Origin of the sequence: Streptomyces sp. NBC_01750, assembly GCF_035918095.1 — a bacterium.
In the GTDB taxonomy this organism is placed as follows: domain Bacteria; phylum Actinomycetota; class Actinomycetes; order Streptomycetales; family Streptomycetaceae; genus Streptomyces.
In genome coordinates, this window is record NZ_CP109137.1 from 4,398,148 (window position 1) to 4,414,976 (window position 16,829).

Genomic DNA, 16,829 nt, shown 5'->3' on the forward strand with positions numbered 1-16,829 from the left:
CCGGTCGGCCTCAGCCGTCCGCGCCCAGGATCAACCCGGATGTAGGAACGCCGGTGCCCGCCGTGACCAAGGTCCTGGCCGCGCCCGGTATCTGGTTCACCGAGGTGCCGCGCAGTTGCCTGACCGCCTCCGCGATGCCGTTCATCCCGTGCAGGTACGCCTCGCCGAGCTGACCGCCGTGTGTGTTCAGCGGCAGGACGTCCGCGGCCACGAACTCCGCTGCCTCGCCCGGCTTGCAGAACCCGAACTCCTCCAACTGCATCAGGACGAATGGGGTGAAGTGGTCGTAGATGATGCCCACGTCCATGTCGCCGGGGGCCAGCCCGGAGGTCTGCCAGAGCTGACGGGCGACCACGCCCGTCTCCGGCAGGCCGGTGAGGTCGTCGCGGTAGAAACTGGTCATCTGCTCCTGCGCCCGGGCGGCGCCCTGCGCGGCGGCGACGACCACCGCGGGCGGCTGCGGCAGATCCCGCGCACGCTCGGCGCTGGTGACGACGATCGCCTGGCCGCCGTCGGTCTCCTGGCAGCAGTCAAGGAGACGCAGCGGCTCGACGATCCAGCGCGAGTCGGCATGGTCGGCGAGGGTGATCGGCTTCTCGTAGAAGTACGCGGCGGGGTTGTTCGCGGCATGGCGGCGGTCGGTGACGGCGACATGGCCGAACGCCTCGGGCGTGAGCCCGTACGTATGGAGATATCGCTGGGCGGCCATGGCGACCCAGGAGGCGGGTGTGAGGAGCCCGAAGGGCAGGTTCCAGCCGAGCGCCGCGCCCTCGGCGGACGGCTCCCGGCGCTGCACGCCGGAGCCGAAGCGCCGACCGGAACGCTCATTGAACGCCCGGTAGCAGACCACGACTTCGGCGACGCCGGCGGCGACGGCGAGTGCGGCCTGCTGCACGGTGGCGCAGGCCGCACCGCCGCCGTAGTGGATGCGGGAGAAGAAGGACAGCTCGCCGATGCCGGCCGCCTGCGCGACGGTGATCTCGGGGCTGGTGTCCATGGTGAAAGTGACCAGGCCGTCGACATCGGCGGGGGAGAGGCCCGCGTCGTCGAGGGCGGCGTGCACCGATTCGACGACCAGCTTGAGCTCGCTGCGGCCCGAGTCCTTCGAGAACTCGGTCGCCCCGATTCCGGCGATGGCCGCCCGGCCGCCGAGCGCGTCCCGGCTGCTGATGCTCATGCGTCACCCTCCGGAAGGGTCGCAGGCACAGTCACTGTCACGGTGCCGGTGACGTGGTTGCCGATGCCGTTGGCCCCTATGACCCGCACAAGCGCCGTACCGCCGTCGACGGAGGTGACGGATCCGCTCAACACCATCGTGTCTCCGGGGTAGTTGGGTGCCCCCAGCCGGATGGCGACCTTGCGGAGCACCGCATGCTCGCCGAAGCAGTCGGTGATGTACCGGCCGACGAGTCCGTTGGTGGTCAGGATGTTCATGAAGATGTCCGGGGAGCCCTTCTCCTTCGCGAGCTCCGCATCGTGGTGCACATCCTGGTAGTCGCGGGAGGCGACAGCTCCTGCGACGATCAGAGTGCGGGTGATGGGGATGGTGAGCGGCGGAAGTTCGTCACCGGCTTTCACTGCGATGACTCCTTTGCGATCAACTCGCCCAGTTCGGCGAGGAGTTGTGAACCGCATCCGAGGTAGGCGTCCAGCTGGCGCCCCCACAGGAAGTGCCGGTGGACGGGGTGGTCCAGGTCGGCACCCGTCCCACCGTGCAGATGCTGCCCGGCGTGGACGACCCGCTTGCCGGCCTCGGATGCCCACCATGCGGCGGTCAGCGCCTCGGCGGCCGCGTCCAGACCTTCGTCCTGCCGCCAGGCGGCTTCGTAGGCCGTGACCCGTATCGCTTCGGTGTCCATGTACGCGTCGGCAGCGCGCAGCAGCACCCCTTGGTTGGTGGAGAGGGCGCGTCCGAACTGCTCACGGGTCGAGGTGTATGCGACGGCCCGGGCGAGGGAGCCCGCGCACACTCCGGCCTGCAGCCCCGCGAAGGCAGTACGTCCCAGGGCCAGTACGGACTCGTACGCATCCGGCCCGCCCAGCCGCTCGGCCGCCGTCCCGGACAGGACGAGCCGCCCGGCAGCCCAGGGTGCGGTGGTCTCCACCTCCGTGACCTCCGCTTCGGCGGTCGGTACGATCCACAGCCCCCGGTCTGCGTCGGGGACCAGGACATGGGAGGCGTCCCGCAGCCACGGCACGAACGGCAGCGATCCGCTCAACCGCCCCGGTGCCACGGCCCGTACATCACCGCCGGCCGGGAACGCCCCGGTCGCCACCGCCGTACCGTCGCGGAGAGCGGGCAGCAGCCGGGCCCGCTGCTCGTCCGTGCCGTGCGCGGACACCGCCAGCACTCCGTACACGCAGGTCGCCGCGAAGGGCACCTGTGCGGTGGTCCGCCCCTGCTCCTCCAGCACCAGCACCAGCCCGAGCAGGCCTATGTCCTCGACGGCCCCTGGCAGCCCCGCCGCACACAGCGCCTTCCACAACTCCGTGTCCGTCCCTGTCCCGGCGGCCAGCCGCTCATGTGTGGAGAGATCGCCGAATATCTGCGCCGCCAGCTCCTGCGCGGCGGACTGCTCCTCCGTGGGCGTGAAGTCCATCAGCCCGCACTCCCGTCCTGGACCCGGAAGACCGGCAGCTCCAACCGGTGGTCCACCCGCAGGAATTCGAGCTGCACAGGCATCCCGATCCGGACCTCGTCATGCGGTGCGCCAACCACATTGCTGACCATGCGGACGCCTTCCACGAGCTCGATCAGCCCCACGGCGTACGGCGGATCGAAGGCCGGGAACGGCGGATGGTGGATCACCACGTACGAGTAGACGGTCCCCGCGCCGCTCGCATCGACCGTGTCCCACGCGGGCGACCCACAGGCACCGCATCCGGGCAGCCACGGGAACCGCAGCGTGCCGCACCCCTCGCAGCGCTGGATCAGCAGCCGGTGCTCCGCCACCCCTTCCCAGAATCCGGCGTTGTCCCGGTTGATCACCGGCCGCGGCCGCTCGTCCACCGCCTTCGGTTTCCGCCGCGCCGGCGCGTACTTGAGGATCCGGAAACGGTGCGTACCCGCCGGCTCCCCGTCCGCCCGGACGTCCATCCGCGTAGTGACGAAGTGACCCGCTCCCAGCTTCGTCGTCTTGAGCTCCGAAACCGACTCGATCACCGCATCGAACGTGATCCGGTCCCCCGGTCGCAGCGTTCGCAGATACTCCTGCTCACAGTCGGTCGCGACCACCGAGGTGTATCCCGCCCCGTCCAGCAGAGCGAACAGCTCGTCCTGCGCCGCGGACCGGTCCGTGTGCCCCGACAGACCTCCCATCGTCCACACCTGCAGCATCGTCGGCGGCGCTGTGGCGTCCGGCCCGGTGTACGCGGGGTTGGCGTCCCCCATCGCCTCGCACCAGTGCCTGATCATCGGCTCGTTGACCAGGTCCTTGCCCACGCCCGAGATAGCGGCCGCCCGCCCCTCGTACGCCTTCAGCCGTGCGTACAACCTGTCGGTCACCTCGTCCCCCGTGGTCACCTCTTCCCCCTCTTCATGCCGAGCCGCATCGTCGCGACGATCTCCCGCTGCACCTCGCTCACCCCGCCCCCGAAGGTGTTGATCTGCGCCGCTCTGTTCATCCGTTCCAGCTCCCCGTCCCCCAGCGAGCCGATGTCGAGCGAGCCCGGTGAACCGGCCCGGATCAGTCCCGCCTCCCCCGTGATTTCCTGGCACATTCGATACACCTCCACGGCGGATTCGGTTCCCGCGAATTTCACGCCGCTCGCCTCGCCGGGTGCCGGCCGACCCGCCCCCACATCCCCCACCAAACGCCAGTTGAGCAGGCGCGTTGCCGACAGCCTGGCGTGCACCTCGGCCGCCCGGAATTGCACCCATGACTCGTCAATCCGGCGCTCACCCGTCACTGGATCAGGTGTACGCGCGCGCTGCAGTGCCGCCTCGTAGAAGTCCTCGGCCTGCATCCCGATCGCCGCCAGCGCCACCCGCTCATGGTTGAGCTGGTTGGTGATCAGTCCCCAGCCGCCGTTCTCCTCGCCGACCAGATTCGCGGCGGGCACGCGAATCCCGTCGTAGTACGTCGAGGTCGTGGTGAGGCCGCCCACCGTCTCGATCGGTGTCCAGGCGAAACCCGGTGCGTCGGTCGGTACCAGGATGATCGAGATGCCCTTGTGTTTGGGAGCCTGAGGGTCCGTACGGCATGCGAGCCAGATCCAGTCCGCGTTCTGGCCGTTGCTCGTGAAGATCTTCTGTCCGTCGACAACCCAGGAATCGGCGTCAGGGGTGCACTCCCGCACGGCGCGTGTACGCAGCGAGGCGAGGTCGGTCCCGGCATCCGGCTCGCTGTAGCCGATCGCGAAGACGAGGTCGCCGCTGAGGATGCGCGGCAGGAAGAACGACTTCTGCTCGGCGGTGCCGTACTTCATCAGGGTCGGCCCGACGGTGTTCAGAGTCACCATGGAGACGGGCGCGCCGGCCCGGTACGCCTCGTCGAAGAAGACGAACTGCTCGTCGGGGCCGCGCCCCTGCCCCCCGTACTCGACGGGCCAGCCGAGCCCGAGCATGGCGTCCGCCCCGATCCGCCGCAGCAGTCGGCGCTGCTCCGCTCCGTCGTGGGCGGGCGGCGGTCCGTCCGGCATCACTTCGCGGAAGTAGGAACGAAGTTCGGCGCGCAGCTGCTGCTGCCGCTCTGTCGGGGCGAGGTGCACGGCGGCCGCCTCCCGGGCGTACGGATCAGGTTTTCTGACTGTCCGTCAGATCCGTGTCCGCTGTCAAGGTCACCGCCGCCAGGACCACCACCCCCACCCGCACAACCGCCTGCGCGACGGCACCGAAGTACCGTCGCGCAGGCAGTCGTTCACCCCTTGCTGCAACCCCCCATCGGGCCGGCCGTCACCAGAGATTCGTGAAGTGCACTACGGCGTTCGACTGATCGATGAATGTGAAGCCTGAGCCGTTCACACTCGCGGTGTTGTTCTGGTTGGACGCGCCTGCGCCACTCGCCACCTGTTGGGTGGTGGTCGAGTTGCCATTGTTGTTTCCGCCGACACCGCTGCCGACGATCGAGGCCACCGTCGCATTCGATCCGTCGTCCGCGAAGGCGCCGTTGTCGGCCTGGGCGATGCCCGAGAAGAGGGCGGCCGTGAGGGGCAGCGCGGCGACAGCGGCGAGGACGCGGGCGGTACGGATGCTTGCCATGTCTTTTCCTCCAGGAACCGGAACTGCAGAAGTACGGCTTTTTCCAAGGCAGTTGGCCTACCGCCCCGGATCATGGTCACGACGTCGCGAGATCAGAATTGCCCACCGAATCTCAGGCGAACCACCCCGCAGGCCCCAATTCCCCCTCAAGCGTGATGACATGTCGATAAACCCCCTTCGCGCCCGCAGAACCCCTACTCAGGGCAGAACGCGACCCGGAGTGGAGCCGGAGTGAACCAGGAACGGAGCCGGGAGGGACCGCTACGGACCGCCAGACCCGGGCGCCGCAACAGATGAACCGTTCCGGCACGTTTTCGGGCAACCTTCCCCTCTTCCCTTATTCGAACACTCGTACGAACATGGATGTATGGCCACCACCGCCCGGCAGTCCGCCACACTGGCCCTCGCCCACGCTCTCTCCGCCGCCGAGCGTGGGCTCCCCGTCATACCCCTGTCCCCCACCAAGCTCCCCGCCCTGCGCTCTCCCCACCGTGGCGACCCCGAGCCGGTCCTGTGCCGTGGCGAATGCGGACTCCCGGGCCATGGCGTCCATGACGCCACCAGCGACCCCGCGGGCGTACGCGCCCTCTTCGCCGCCGCTCCCTGGGCCACCGGTTACGGAATCGCCTGCGGCCGGCCCCCGCACCATCTGATCGGCATCGACCTCGACACCAAGTCCGCCACGTCCTCGGCCGACTCCGTGTCCGCGCTCCAGCACCTGGCCCTGCGGCATCTGTTCACGATCCCGGAGACGGTCACGGTCCTCACCCCCAGCGGCGGCCGCCACCTCTGGCTGACCGGACCGCCGGACGTCATCGTCCCGAACTCCGCGAGCCGGCTCGCCCCCGGCATCGACGTCCGCGGCGCCGGCGGCTATCTCGTGGGCCCCGGCTCGGTCTCCGCCCACGGCGCGTACCGCCTCGCTCCCGGTACCGCCGAGCTGTCACCCGCGCCCTGCCCCCGCGCACTCCTCCGCCTTGTCACACCCCCCGCACGCTCCGGCCACTTCACCCACGCCGCAGCGTCCCGGCCGCCCCGGGGCCAGGGCCTGGTCCACTTCGTGCTCTCGGCGCACGAGGGCCAGCGCAACACCCGGCTGTTCTGGGCGGCTTGCCGCGCGTACGAGAACGGCTTCGGCGAGGAGCTCGCGGACGCCCTCACCGATGCGGCGGTCCGCGCGGGCCTCACCGAACGCGAAGCCCGGGCGACGATCGCCTCGGCCGACCGACTGACCTCGGGTCACCGCCACTGACGGGGCGCCCCGGCGGGGGCACCCGTACCGGCCCCTGCTCCCGGTTCGGCCGGTTCGTGCCGCGGTCGGCTCCCGCTCCCGCACTGGCTCACCCGCCCGGACGGGCCCACCCTGGATGCAGGGGCACGATCCCGCCCACGGGGGACTCACGGAGACCCGCCATGAGCGTTCATAAGGTCGGAAAAGACATCACCGTACTCAGCGACTGCCTGGAAGTGCCCGGGATCGGCTTCCTCCCGGTCAACGCCTTCGTCCTGCACGCCACCCAGCCCGTCGTCGTCGACACCGGCCTCGGGCTCCCCGACCGGAACTTCCTCGAAACGCTCAGCTCGGCCATCGACCCCGCCGACGTGCGGTGGATCTGGCTCACCCACCCCGACCGGGACCACACCGGCGGACTGTTCGATCTACTCGCCGCCGCGCCCCACGCGCGCGTGGTGACCACGTTCATCGGCGCCGGGCTCATGTCCACCGAGCGGCCGCTGCCGCTCGACCGCATCTGCCTGGTCAACCCCGGCCAGACCCTGGAGGCCGGCGACCGCGCACTCATGGCCTTCCGGCCTCCGCTGTTCGACAACCCCGCCACCGTCGGCTTCTATGACGAGCGATCGGCGGCCTGCTTCAGCTCCGACTGCTTCGGCGCGCCCATGCCCAGCGCCGAACTCGCCCTCACCGACAACGTCGGCTCCTTCCCCGCCGAGCAGCTGCGCGACGCGCAACTGCTGTGGGCCACGGTCGACAGCCCCTGGGTCCACACCGTCGACATCGGTAAGTACCTCGCCACTCTCCAGCAGCTGCGGATCATGGACCCCGAGGTCGTCCTCTGCACCCACCTGCCGCCCGCGGTCGGCCTCGCTCCACAGATGACCGACACGCTCGCCGCGGCGCCCGACGCGGATCCGTTCGTCGGGCCGGACCAGCGGGCACTCGAGAAGATGCTCGCCGGCTTCGAACCGGGCGGCGGCACCTGACGGCACGTGCGCACACCGGCACGCCACACGGTGAACGCCGAGGGGGTGTCTCCGACTCGGAGACACCCCCTCCGACCAACCCCTCTGACCAGCTCTTACGCTGACCTGCGCGGTGGGTGTGGGATTTGAACCCACGGTGACATCGCTGCCACGACGGTTTTCAAGACCGCCCCATATACCAATCCTCCGGGCACGTGGCCTGGGCAGACGAGCTTCGAAGGACTGCGCTCTCATGCCTCCAGGCTGCGACCGGTGGCCGCTCACAGCACTCCCAGGTCCCGGTCGGGGCGGCAGATCGTGCAGGGTTCGACGTGCGCGGCGCGGGCCGCGGAACGTGTCGAGGCTGAGCTGTTCATGGTCGCGCCAGACTTTGTCCAGTAAGCGATAATTGTGATATTAGCCGGTCCACGGATGACCCAGAGTCGGCGCTCGGGTTCCCGCCGCTGGCGGCTTATCAGGGGTCATATCCAAACCGGCCATCCATCGGGAGAGGTCGATATGAGCACCCTGCAAGCGCATCAGGACGGCGCAACGGACGTCGTCAAGGATCCGACCATCAATATGAGCCTCGAAGTCATCGTCATCCCGGTGGCTGACGTCGACCGTGCCCTGCGCTTCTACAGGAGCCTGGGGTGGCGGCTCGACGCGGACTACGAAGCCGGCCCGGAGTTCCGGATCGTGCAGGTGACGCCCCCGGGGTCGGTGGGCTCGGTTATCTTCGGCCGCGGGGTCACCCCCGTGGCACCGGGCTCCGCCCAGGGTCTCTATCTCGTGGTCTTCGACATCGACCGCGCCCGCGCTGACCTGGTCGGCAGGGGCGTTGACGTGAGCGAGGTCTTCCACAATGTCTACGACAGCGGCGTCCAGGAGTCGGTGGACGGCCCCGATCCAGAGCGTCGCAGCTACGCCTCATACGCCTCGTTCAGTGACCCGGACGGCAATGGGTGGTTGCTGCAAGAGGTCCAGGTGCGACTGCCCGGACGGTGACTCCGGCACGACGGAGGAGGTTTCGCCATGAATGTCACCGCGTCGGCAGAACTCTTGCGTGAGACCGCGGAGCACCACGGTCCGTACGAGGCGACGGCCCCGGAGCACAACTGGTGGGACTGGTACGCCGCGTACATGGTCGCCCGTGAGAACGGCCGGACTCCCGACGAGGCGGCCGGCGACGCCGCGCTCCACATGGAACCGGTGCTCCGGTGAAGGCCGACTGCGACGTTCAGCCCCGGGGCGAAGAGCGCCTGTTCAGTCGATGACGGCGGTGGCTTCGATCTCGACCAGATGGTCGGGTACGTCCAGTGCCGCAATGCCCAGCAGCGAGGCAGGGGGTGCCGCGGTGACCCCCAGCTTCACGGCCGCCCGACCGAGCCCCTCCATGAGCAGGGGCATCTTGTCGGGGGTCCAGTCGACGACGTAGACGGTCAGTTTCGCCACGTCGTCGAAGGAGCCGCCGACCTCGGCCAGGGCGGTGCCGATGTTGAGGTAGCACTGCTCGACCTGAGCGGCGAGGTCGCCTTCGCCGACCGTGACACCGTCGACGTCCCAGGCGACCTGCCCGGCGATGAAGACCAGCTTCGAGCCGGTCGCGATCGACACCTGCCGGTATGCGTCTATTTCCGGCAATCCGTTGGGGTTTACCAGGGTGATGGCCATGCTGTCCGCCTCCATTGCCATGAGAGCCGCTCTCTTGTGGTTACTCAGAAACCGTAGGAGAGTGGCCGCTGACATGGAAGAACGCACTTTTCGGTGACTGGGGAACCTGATGGTGACCAAGCAGTTCAGCGGCTCGCCCGAGGATGCGGACCTGAGGCGTGCGGACTCTCTGGCGCGGGAGATCTTCTCGGACGTCGCCAACAAGTGGGCGCTCCTGATCATCGAGTCTCTCGGTGAACGCACCCTGCGCTTCAGCGAGCTGCGGAACGAGATCGGGGGCGTCAGCCACAAGATGCTCACCCAGAACCTGCGCATGCTGGAGCGCAACGGTCTGATCGAGCGGACGGTTCACCCCGTCGTGCCGCCGCGGGTCGAGTACACCCTCACCGAGCCGGGCCAGGCCCTGCGGGTGACGATCGACGGACTGTGCGACTGGACCCACCGGTACCTCGGTCACATCGAGGCCTCCCGCCATCGCTTCGAAGCCTGACGGGTCGGTGAGGGCTGCGGGGGTGACGGTGCCGAGGTAGATGTATCCGCGTTTGTCGTAGCGGGGTGGTGACGGCCCGGTGCTGCTTCACCCGGGCGATGGCCCGTTCGACGGAGAGTCGGCACTGGAGTACTGGATGCACAAGCCTTCCAGCAGCGCCGTCAGATGGCGGCGGGCGGTGTCGGTGCGGGCAGTGGGGACGCTGCTGTGGACGGTTGCGGCGTAGGCGATTCCGCACGCCGCATGATTTCAGAACGGCCGGCCGAGCCGTCTGTAGGCCGCGGGACGGTGGCCAACGGAGACCAGCAATGACAATCGCCGACGGCTCAACGGCAGGTCAAAGGCGGGGTAGTGGGTGAAGCCGCAGGCCGGATCAACAACCAGGGCAAGAAGTAGCCCTAGGTTGGATCCTGTGGCTGAGCTGACAAGTCGTGCCACTCGTGACCGCACCCGTTGGCGCAGTGCAGCGCCCTCCTGCGGGTATCGGCGATGCTGAAGAGGGCGACGAGCAGGCGAAATGACTTCGTGAGTTCATAGGCCGGAAGTCGGTCCATCCCGAAGCGCCATTTCGTGAGCATCACCGCAGGCGTGTGCGTGGGTCGAATGCCAGAGCGCGCGATGCTCTCTGGCACATCGTCCTCGCGCGCCCGGGCCTGCCCGCAGAACAGCACCAGCGTGTGCAAAGCCTTGCGTTGGTCATCCTCCGAGAGGCCCTCAAACCACTCGACACCCTCAGGCGCAGGTCTGAGCCCTTGTGCGAGTTCGTTCAGGATCACCTCGTGTGCGTACAGCACAGCCCCCCACCCCCATGTGATCAGGCCGATGGTATGCCCGCAGCCTCCCGCGAGCAGCACAGTTTCGGGTGTTCTGCGTGCCCCTTCCGTGCCCGATCGAGCAGGAACAACGGGGAGCACCGGGCTATCACGGCGACCCGACAGGCCGACGGCCCCTGACCATCGATACTGGTCAGGGGCCGTTCATCTGCGGTGGGTGTGGGATTTGAACCCACGGTGACATCGCTGCCACGACGGTTTTCAAGACCGTTCCCTTAGGCCGCTCGGGCAACCCACCCACGCCCCGGCCGCCTGCGGCGGAGCGGGCTACAGACTACCGGGCCCGCGTCACGCGTCGCAGCATCGTTCTTCGGCACGGGCAGAGCGGACAGCAGTACTGGCACCCGGAGCCGGCGGGCCGGCGTCAGCTGTCGCCCTTGCGTTCGCCCAGAACGAGGTCCGCCGTCCTCTCCTTGCCGTCGCGCTGGAACGTGAGCGTCACCTTGTCGCCCGGCTTGTGGTTCCAGATCTCGCTGATCAGGGTCGGGCCACTGTCGATCGGCTTGCCGTTGAACTTGGTGATGATGTCGCCCGCCTTGAGGCCGGCCTTCGCGGCAGGGCCGTTCGAGATCACCGCAGCCGTGCCGCCCGCACCCTCGGCGGCGATCTTGGCGCCCGAGTCCTTGACCGTCATGTCGACCGTGGCGCCGATCACCGGGTACACCGGCTTGCCCGTCCTGATCAGCTGCTCGGCGACGTTCTTCGCCTGATTGATCGGGATGGCGAAGCCGAGGCCGATCGAACCGGCCTGCGTCTGGCCTGGGCCGCTTCCCGCCGACTGGATCGCGGAGTTGATGCCGATCACCGCGCCGCCCGCGTCCAGCAGCGGTCCGCCGGAGTTGCCGGGGTTGATCGACGCGTCGGTCTGCAGCGCGCTCATGTACGAGTTCTTGCCGCTGGAGCCGTCACCCGAGGCGACAGGCCGGTTCTTCGCGCTGATGATGCCGGTGGTGACGGTGTTCGACAGCCCGAAGGGCGCTCCGATCGCGATGGTCGAGTCGCCGACCGCGACCTTCTCGGAGTTGCCGAGGGCCAGCGGGGCCAGGCCGGAGGGGGCGTTCTTCAGTTTCAGTACGGCGACGTCGTAACCCTGGGCCCGGCCCACCACCTCGGCGTCGTACTTCTTGCCGTTGGAGAAGATCGCGGACAGCGTGCCGCCGTCGGCCGCGGAGGCCACCACGTGGTTGTTGGTGAGGATGTGGCCCTCCTTGTCGTAGACGAAGCCGGTACCCGTACCGCCTTCGCTCTCGCCACTCGCACCCGTGCCGCCGCCGCCGGACTTCGCCTCGATCGTGACCACGCTCGGCAGCGCCTTGCCCGCGACCGCGGCGACCGTGCCGGGCTCCCGCTTGAAGTCCTTGGGGGCCTCGGCCGCGGCGACCGTGGTCGAGCCTGTCGTGTCGTCGTTGTGCTCGGCGGCCCAGTAGCCGATGCCGCCACCGACCCCGCCCGCGACGAGTGCGGCGACGAGCACCGCGGCGAACAGTCCGCCGGAACGTTTGCGCCCAGGCTCCGGCGCCTGGGCCGGCGCTCCCCAGACGGGCCCACCGTGGCCGCCGCCCCCGTAGGAGGGGAGAGCGGGCGGGGGCGGCCATGCGGCTCCCGGCTGCCGCGCACCGGCAGGCGCATCTCCGGGCGCCCCCGCCGACGCGGCAGCAGGTACGGGTCCGGGCAGCGGCGCGGTGGCAGGCTCGGGCTGGGGGGAGTGCCCGGGCCGCTCTGCCGCTGCCGCTGCCCGCTCATGGGCCTCACCGTGTGAGGCGTGGGCGGCGCGCTCGCCGTATGCACCATGTGTCTCGGTTCCCGGAGCGGACGCAGGCGTGCCCTCGGGAGCGACGGCCGGCACAGGAGGTACGGACGGGGCGGCCGGAACCCCAGTGCCCTCGTTGCCCTCGTTCTCGGTGCTCACAGCTCTTTCTCCTCAGGTTCCACGTCAGTCTTGGGCATGCATTCCGCTGTGCAGGTGTCTGCAGTCAGCTTTTCCCAGAGCGCGTCAGGCCACTGTAAGCAGGACCTGTGCGTATGCCCGCAATCCTTTACGTCCGACAAAACGGACGCATCTTCAGGTTCGCCGGACGCGCTCGTCGAGCGGGGGCCGCGACCGGCCCACCGGACGGCAACTGCCGACCGGACATCGGCTCCCCGCACGCGTCTACCCCGCCACGGTGACACCATGACGCGGTGACTCAAGCACGACAGCACAACATCCAGGTCGTCGCCCACCGAGGCGCCTCCGAAGACGCCCCCGAGCACACGCTGGCCGCGTACAGAAAGGCGATCGAGGACGGCGCCGACGCCCTCGAGTGCGATGTACGCCTCACCGCCGACGGCCACCTCGTCTGCGTCCACGACCGCCGCGTCAACCGCACCTCGAACGGCCGCGGGGCCGTATCCGCCCTGGAACTCGCGGATCTCGCCGCCCTCGACTTCGGTACATGGAAGGGCCACGAGGACGCCGCGGAGAGCCCCGACTGGGGAGACCCCTCACTCACCTCCGTACTCACCCTCGAGCGGCTGCTCGAGCTGGTGGCCGATTCCGGCCGCCGTATCGAACTGGCCATCGAGACCAAACACCCGACCCGCTGGGCGGGCCAGGTGGAGGAGCGGCTGCTCCACCTGCTCGGGCGGTTCGGCCTGGCGGAGCCATCGACGGCGGACGATTCGCCCGTACGGATCATGAGCTTCTCGGCCCGCTCCCTGCACCGGGTCGCCGCGGCCTCGCCGAACATCCCCACCGTCTATCTGATGCAGTTCGTGTCACCGCGGCTGCGCGACGGACGGCTGCCCGCCGGCGCGCGGATCGCGGGGCCCGGCATCCGGATCGTCCGCAGCCATCCCGGCTACATCGCCCGACTGCACCGGGCGGGGCATCGCGTCCACGTCTGGACGGTCAACGAGCCGGAGGACGTAGAGCTATGTGCCCGCCTCGGCGTGGAGGCAATCATCACCAATCGCCCCAAACAGGTGCTGTCCCAGCTGGGCCGCCTGTAGCTGCGATTACAGGGAGTGCACCGGCGCGTTCGTTCCGCATTCGATCGTTACGAGTGCGTCACTGGTCCCGTCCTGGCCGGTTTCCGGTCCAGTCCATTGGGGCATTCACACCGTGGCGTGGGGCAAAGGAGGTCTCGGGGGTGGCGTTTGTGGTGGCACAGGAGGTGCCCACGTCGTCGAGCATGGCCGTACCCCATGGTCCTGCGGGCGTGGGTGAGGCGCGACACCGGATGCGCGAGCAGTTGAGCCGCAGCGGGGTGTCGGAGACGGTCCTCGACGATGCGGTATTGATCCTTTCCGAATTGCTCAGCAATGCCTGCCGGCACGGCAGGCCGCTGGGGCACGCGGAGGTGGGCGACGGTGATGTCCGCGCCGCCTGGCGCATGGACAGAGCAGGCCGGCTGACGGTCGAAGTGACGGACGGAGGCGGTCCGACCCGACCGGTTCCGGCCACGCCCTCGGTCACCGCCCGCGGCGGCCGTGGGCTCAACATCATCAGTGCGCTGGCCCAGGACTGGGGTGTCCGCGACAGCACGACCGGTGAGGTCACCGTGTGGGTGATTGTCACTGAAGGGCACCGGCGCGAGGATTTCGCTACGCGCGTCGCAGTCCCGAGCTTCGACTTCGGGGAGTCGTACGACGATCTCGACTGAAACGGGACCGACCGCCATGGGGCCGCTGCACCCCCGGGAAGGCGACGGACGGCTAGGCTCGCGCCCGAGACAGCACCACCGCAGTCGGGAGAGAGCCACACCATGGCCAAGAAGCGCCCCCAGACCAAGGCCGCCAGGCCCCAGGTGACCAACGGCGAGGTTCCGGTCGTCGGGGCCCGTGAGCCCTGCCCATGCGGATCGGGTCGCCGCTACAAGGCCTGTCACGGCCGGGCCGCCGCGCACGCCGTGACCGAGCTGGTCCAGCGCCCCTTCGGCGGTCTGGCCGGAGAGTGCGACTGGGTGGCTCTGCGGGAGCTGGTGCCCGCCGCGACCGCCACACTGACCCTCAAGGGCGGACTGCCCGAGGGCGTGCCCTCGGTGACCCTGGCGACCGTACTGCCGATGGCGTGGCCGGCACTGCGCCGCGACGACGGCTCCGTACTGCTCGGCCTGCAGAACGACACCTCGTCCGGCGACCTCAGCCGCCATCTCGCCGACACCCTGCAGCGGGCGCTGACCGCCGAGCCCGGCACGCCGGTCGCCGCGCAGCGCGTGGCCGCCGAAGGACCGCGGCTGCAGGATCTCCTCGACGAGAGCGCCGGCTTCGAACCGACCGTCCACTCCGGCTTCGAGTTCTGGGTCCCGGACTCCACGGAGAGCGCGTCCCCGGAGGTGACTGCCTCCCTGGAGCGCGCCAACGCCGCGGCGATCCCGACCGTGAAGCTCACCGGTGTGGACGCGGCGTACTGGTGCGAGACCCCGGAGAAGAACCACCTCCGCTGGGTCATGCCGCACCCGGAGGAGCAGCTCCTCGACGCGCTCGCGCGCCTGCACACCGCCGGTACGTCCTCGCTCGGCGACGACACCCGGCTGGTCGGCTCCTTCCGCGCACACGGGCTGATGGTCCCGGTCTGGGACCTGCCGAGCGGGATGAGCGCCGAGGAGTGCGAGAAGCCCGCGGCGGAGTTCGCGGAGCGGCTCACAAAGGCTCTCGCGACCGACGCTCCGCTGACGGCGGAGGAGCGCCGGTCGCGTGGCGGGCTCACCAACCGCCAGGTCACCCTGAGCTGAGAGTGACGGTTTCTGTCGACCGATAGGTGACTCCAGTCACAACTCGCCCTATGGGCAGGTAAATCCCTGTCCGAATACCCGAGATCGAATTTGCTAACTGCCGATCTCTTGTTACGGTTCTAGAAGCCCGGTCGCTGGTGCATCCCCCGTCGCCAGCGATCGGGCGCTTCCATTTCCGCGGAACGGTTCGTTCCGTCAACGACTCGCGGGAACACCGGAGTTGCTTCCGGACCGCGGCAGCGAGGGCCCTTCTCCCGTACCGTCCGCAGTTGCGAACTCCGCGACTGCGGAAATAGCCCTCGACAGGGCCGCGAGAGGCCTCACGAGACACCTCGCAAGCATCGGTCGCGTGATCCGCCCCGACCGCACAGTCCGGTCTGCTGCGTGCGCCCGCCGGGGCCCGTCAGGGTGAGTACGGAACTCAATTCCAGGTCCGGCGCATTGCGGTAGTGGGTATGTGTGCCCAGGTGTCGCGCCCCTCTGCCGGCACGCAGGTCGGCGCCTCGGCCACGTCCGGGGAGGCGAGTTCCGGCCCATATCCCCCGGGCCCTGCCCGGCGGAGTGGCCCCGGTCGCACCGGACACCTCGGCAATGGACAGCAGCGTCGGCCCGGGCGCTGTTTTCGGCCCCGTCCGCGGCCCGGTCCTGGTCCCGTCTCCGGTCCCCTCTTCGGTCTCGTCCGTCGCTTCGCACCGTCCGCGAGCGAGGTGCCGATTCCCGGCCGGCGGCCGTCGGTCTGTCCCGCGGACGCGGCCGACGGCGCAACGCAATGAACACCGGGACGGGGCGAGCCCGGTCATGCGGAGATTCCCGCCGATTGCGCGGGAATTCCCGACACCGGGCCGAAAACATCGACGGAATACGGGCGCGCGGGTAGCCGCGCGCCCAATTCCGGTACAACTCGGTCCGGCTCTTACCCGTGCGCGTGGCAGAGCTGGACCGTGAGCACTCGAGCCCTCGCTCGGGCTCAGTAGGCGAGCCGGCTGCCGCCGTCCGGTGCACTGGTGCTCGCCTCGACCAGCGCGTCCACCACCGCCTCCACATCCGGCAGCCAGGGAGCCGCGGATCCCGGCAGCGGCGCCCGCTCCCAGCGCACCTGCCCCGTCCCCGTCACCGAGGGCGGCAGCACCAGATAGCCGCCCTCGCCGTGGAAGCGCAGCGAACTGGGCACGCAGTCCTTGACGAAGAGCAGTTCGCCGAGCTGTTCAAGGGTGTACGGGGCGACCAGCAGCGACCAGCGGGTCGGCGTCGCGACAACTGGTCCCAGCCGCATGCCCATCCGGTCGAGCGCCGAGAGCGCGAGCGCCCCGGCGACTGCCGGCAGACTCACCGCGCACGGCGCGAGGCCGCCCGTGGCCAGCATGATCGGGGCGGTGGGCCGGTTGGTCCACCACCAGCGCACCATCCGCTCGTCGGTCGTCGCGGCCAGGATTCCTGGGTCGAAGGGGTGCGCGCCGGGTACGACGCACTCGGGGTCGGGGCAGGCGCAGCCGCGCCCGCGGTCACCGCGGATACCGCCCGCTTTCAGTCCCACACCAGGGAGTACGGGCCATTGCCAGTCGGCGGCGCAGGTGAGCGCCGCTTCGAGCTGTACAGGCCCCCTCTTGCGCCGGAACCGGAGCCTGCGTCGCCTTCCGAGGATCTCGCGCATGAGCGCTCGTTCCTTTCCGTTGAACGCCGAGGTCCACACCACACCATGTGTGCAGCTCTTCACT

Annotated in this window: 18 protein-coding genes and 2 tRNA genes; 8 read left to right on the forward strand and 12 right to left on the reverse strand. The window is 69.3% G+C overall.

All coding sequences use genetic code 11. From position 1 onward, the window contains the following. Positions 1 to 10: 10 nt before the first annotated feature. The 6 genes from OG966_RS19725 to OG966_RS19750 form a co-directional block, all read right to left on the reverse strand. Positions 11 to 1,177: a lipid-transfer protein gene (locus tag OG966_RS19725; RefSeq protein WP_326651033.1), complete on the reverse strand. Its 1,167-nt coding sequence runs from the start codon at positions 1,175 to 1,177 to the stop codon at positions 11 to 13. Continuing rightward, complete coding sequence (locus OG966_RS19730) at positions 1,174 to 1,578, reverse strand: MaoC family dehydratase (protein WP_326651034.1); 405 nt, start codon at positions 1,576 to 1,578, stop codon at positions 1,174 to 1,176. The genes OG966_RS19725 and OG966_RS19730 overlap by 4 nt, the downstream gene beginning before the upstream one ends. Next, positions 1,575 to 2,600, reverse strand: a complete 1,026-nt coding sequence (locus OG966_RS19735; protein ID WP_326651036.1) for an acyl-CoA dehydrogenase family protein — start codon at positions 2,598 to 2,600, stop codon at positions 1,575 to 1,577. The genes OG966_RS19730 and OG966_RS19735 overlap by 4 nt, the downstream gene beginning before the upstream one ends. Further along, entirely contained in the window at positions 2,600 to 3,523 is a 924-nt protein-coding gene (locus OG966_RS19740) for a bifunctional MaoC family dehydratase N-terminal/OB-fold nucleic acid binding domain-containing protein (protein WP_326651037.1), read from the reverse strand. The genes OG966_RS19735 and OG966_RS19740 overlap by 1 nt, the downstream gene beginning before the upstream one ends. Continuing rightward, the gene (locus OG966_RS19745; protein ID WP_326651038.1) at positions 3,520 to 4,710 is read right to left on the reverse strand and encodes an acyl-CoA dehydrogenase family protein; all 1,191 of its coding nucleotides are present in this window, start codon (positions 4,708 to 4,710) and stop codon (positions 3,520 to 3,522) included. Before OG966_RS19745 ends, OG966_RS19740 begins: the two co-directional genes overlap by 4 nt. A gap of 184 nt (positions 4,711 to 4,894) precedes the next feature. Beyond that, complete coding sequence (locus OG966_RS19750; protein WP_326651039.1) at positions 4,895 to 5,200, reverse strand: hypothetical protein; 306 nt, start codon at positions 5,198 to 5,200, stop codon at positions 4,895 to 4,897. Positions 5,201 to 5,567: 367 nt separating this feature from the next. On the opposite strand from OG966_RS19750, the gene OG966_RS19755 reads away from it, so the two are divergent. Together OG966_RS19755 and OG966_RS19760 are read left to right on the forward strand one after the other, a co-directional pair. After that, positions 5,568 to 6,452: a bifunctional DNA primase/polymerase gene (locus OG966_RS19755; protein WP_326651040.1), complete on the forward strand. Its 885-nt coding sequence runs from the start codon at positions 5,568 to 5,570 to the stop codon at positions 6,450 to 6,452. 161 nt (positions 6,453 to 6,613) lie between these two features. Further along, positions 6,614 to 7,423: an MBL fold metallo-hydrolase gene (locus OG966_RS19760; RefSeq protein ID WP_326651041.1), complete on the forward strand. Its 810-nt coding sequence runs from the start codon at positions 6,614 to 6,616 to the stop codon at positions 7,421 to 7,423. Between the two features lie 113 nt (positions 7,424 to 7,536). Here the strand turns inward: OG966_RS19760 and OG966_RS19765 are convergent. Then, positions 7,537 to 7,614 (reverse strand) — tRNA-Ser (locus tag OG966_RS19765). 307 nt (positions 7,615 to 7,921) lie between these two features. On the opposite strand from OG966_RS19765, the gene OG966_RS19770 reads away from it, so the two are divergent. Beyond that, positions 7,922 to 8,410: a VOC family protein gene (locus OG966_RS19770; protein WP_326651042.1), complete on the forward strand. Its 489-nt coding sequence runs from the start codon at positions 7,922 to 7,924 to the stop codon at positions 8,408 to 8,410. A gap of 27 nt (positions 8,411 to 8,437) precedes the next feature. Next, positions 8,438 to 8,626, forward strand: a complete 189-nt coding sequence (locus OG966_RS19775) for a bleomycin resistance protein (RefSeq protein WP_326651043.1) — start codon at positions 8,438 to 8,440, stop codon at positions 8,624 to 8,626. Between the two features lie 42 nt (positions 8,627 to 8,668). Here the strand turns inward: OG966_RS19775 and OG966_RS19780 are convergent, their stop codons facing one another. Next, complete coding sequence (locus tag OG966_RS19780) at positions 8,669 to 9,076, reverse strand: RidA family protein (RefSeq protein ID WP_326651044.1); 408 nt, start codon at positions 9,074 to 9,076, stop codon at positions 8,669 to 8,671. Between the two features lie 109 nt (positions 9,077 to 9,185). Here OG966_RS19780 and OG966_RS19785 point away from each other — a divergent pair, with 109 nt between their 5' ends. After that, positions 9,186 to 9,566: a winged helix-turn-helix transcriptional regulator gene (locus OG966_RS19785; protein ID WP_326651045.1), complete on the forward strand. Its 381-nt coding sequence runs from the start codon at positions 9,186 to 9,188 to the stop codon at positions 9,564 to 9,566. 398 nt (positions 9,567 to 9,964) lie between these two features. Here OG966_RS19785 and OG966_RS19790 read toward each other — a convergent pair whose 3' ends face one another. From OG966_RS19790 to OG966_RS19800, 3 genes are all read right to left on the reverse strand, one after another. Beyond that, positions 9,965 to 10,360 (reverse strand): DUF5958 family protein, encoded by a 396-nt coding sequence (locus OG966_RS19790; protein ID WP_326651047.1) that lies wholly within the window; start codon positions 10,358 to 10,360, stop codon positions 9,965 to 9,967. 190 nt (positions 10,361 to 10,550) lie between these two features. Then, a tRNA-Ser gene (locus OG966_RS19795) sits at positions 10,551 to 10,637 on the reverse strand. Between the two features lie 126 nt (positions 10,638 to 10,763). Then, complete coding sequence (locus OG966_RS19800) at positions 10,764 to 12,308, reverse strand: S1C family serine protease (RefSeq protein WP_326651048.1); 1,545 nt, start codon at positions 12,306 to 12,308, stop codon at positions 10,764 to 10,766. A gap of 272 nt (positions 12,309 to 12,580) precedes the next feature. On the opposite strand from OG966_RS19800, the gene OG966_RS19805 reads away from it, so the two are divergent. The 3 genes from OG966_RS19805 (at position 12,581) to OG966_RS19815 (ending at position 15,114) form a co-directional block, all read left to right on the forward strand. Continuing rightward, entirely contained in the window at positions 12,581 to 13,390 is an 810-nt protein-coding gene (locus OG966_RS19805; RefSeq protein WP_326651049.1) for a glycerophosphodiester phosphodiesterase, read from the forward strand. A 53-nt stretch (positions 13,391 to 13,443) separates the two neighbouring features. Next, entirely contained in the window at positions 13,444 to 14,043 is a 600-nt protein-coding gene (locus OG966_RS19810; protein ID WP_326651050.1) for an ATP-binding protein, read from the forward strand. A gap of 102 nt (positions 14,044 to 14,145) precedes the next feature. Then, a complete protein-coding gene (locus OG966_RS19815) occupies positions 14,146 to 15,114 on the forward strand; it encodes a DUF5926 family protein (RefSeq protein ID WP_326651052.1) in 969 nt (322 codons plus the stop codon). A gap of 967 nt (positions 15,115 to 16,081) precedes the next feature. Here the strand turns inward: OG966_RS19815 and OG966_RS19820 are convergent. Continuing rightward, complete coding sequence (locus tag OG966_RS19820) at positions 16,082 to 16,765, reverse strand: bifunctional DNA primase/polymerase (protein ID WP_326651053.1); 684 nt, start codon at positions 16,763 to 16,765, stop codon at positions 16,082 to 16,084. Positions 16,766 to 16,829: the final 64 nt, after the last annotated feature.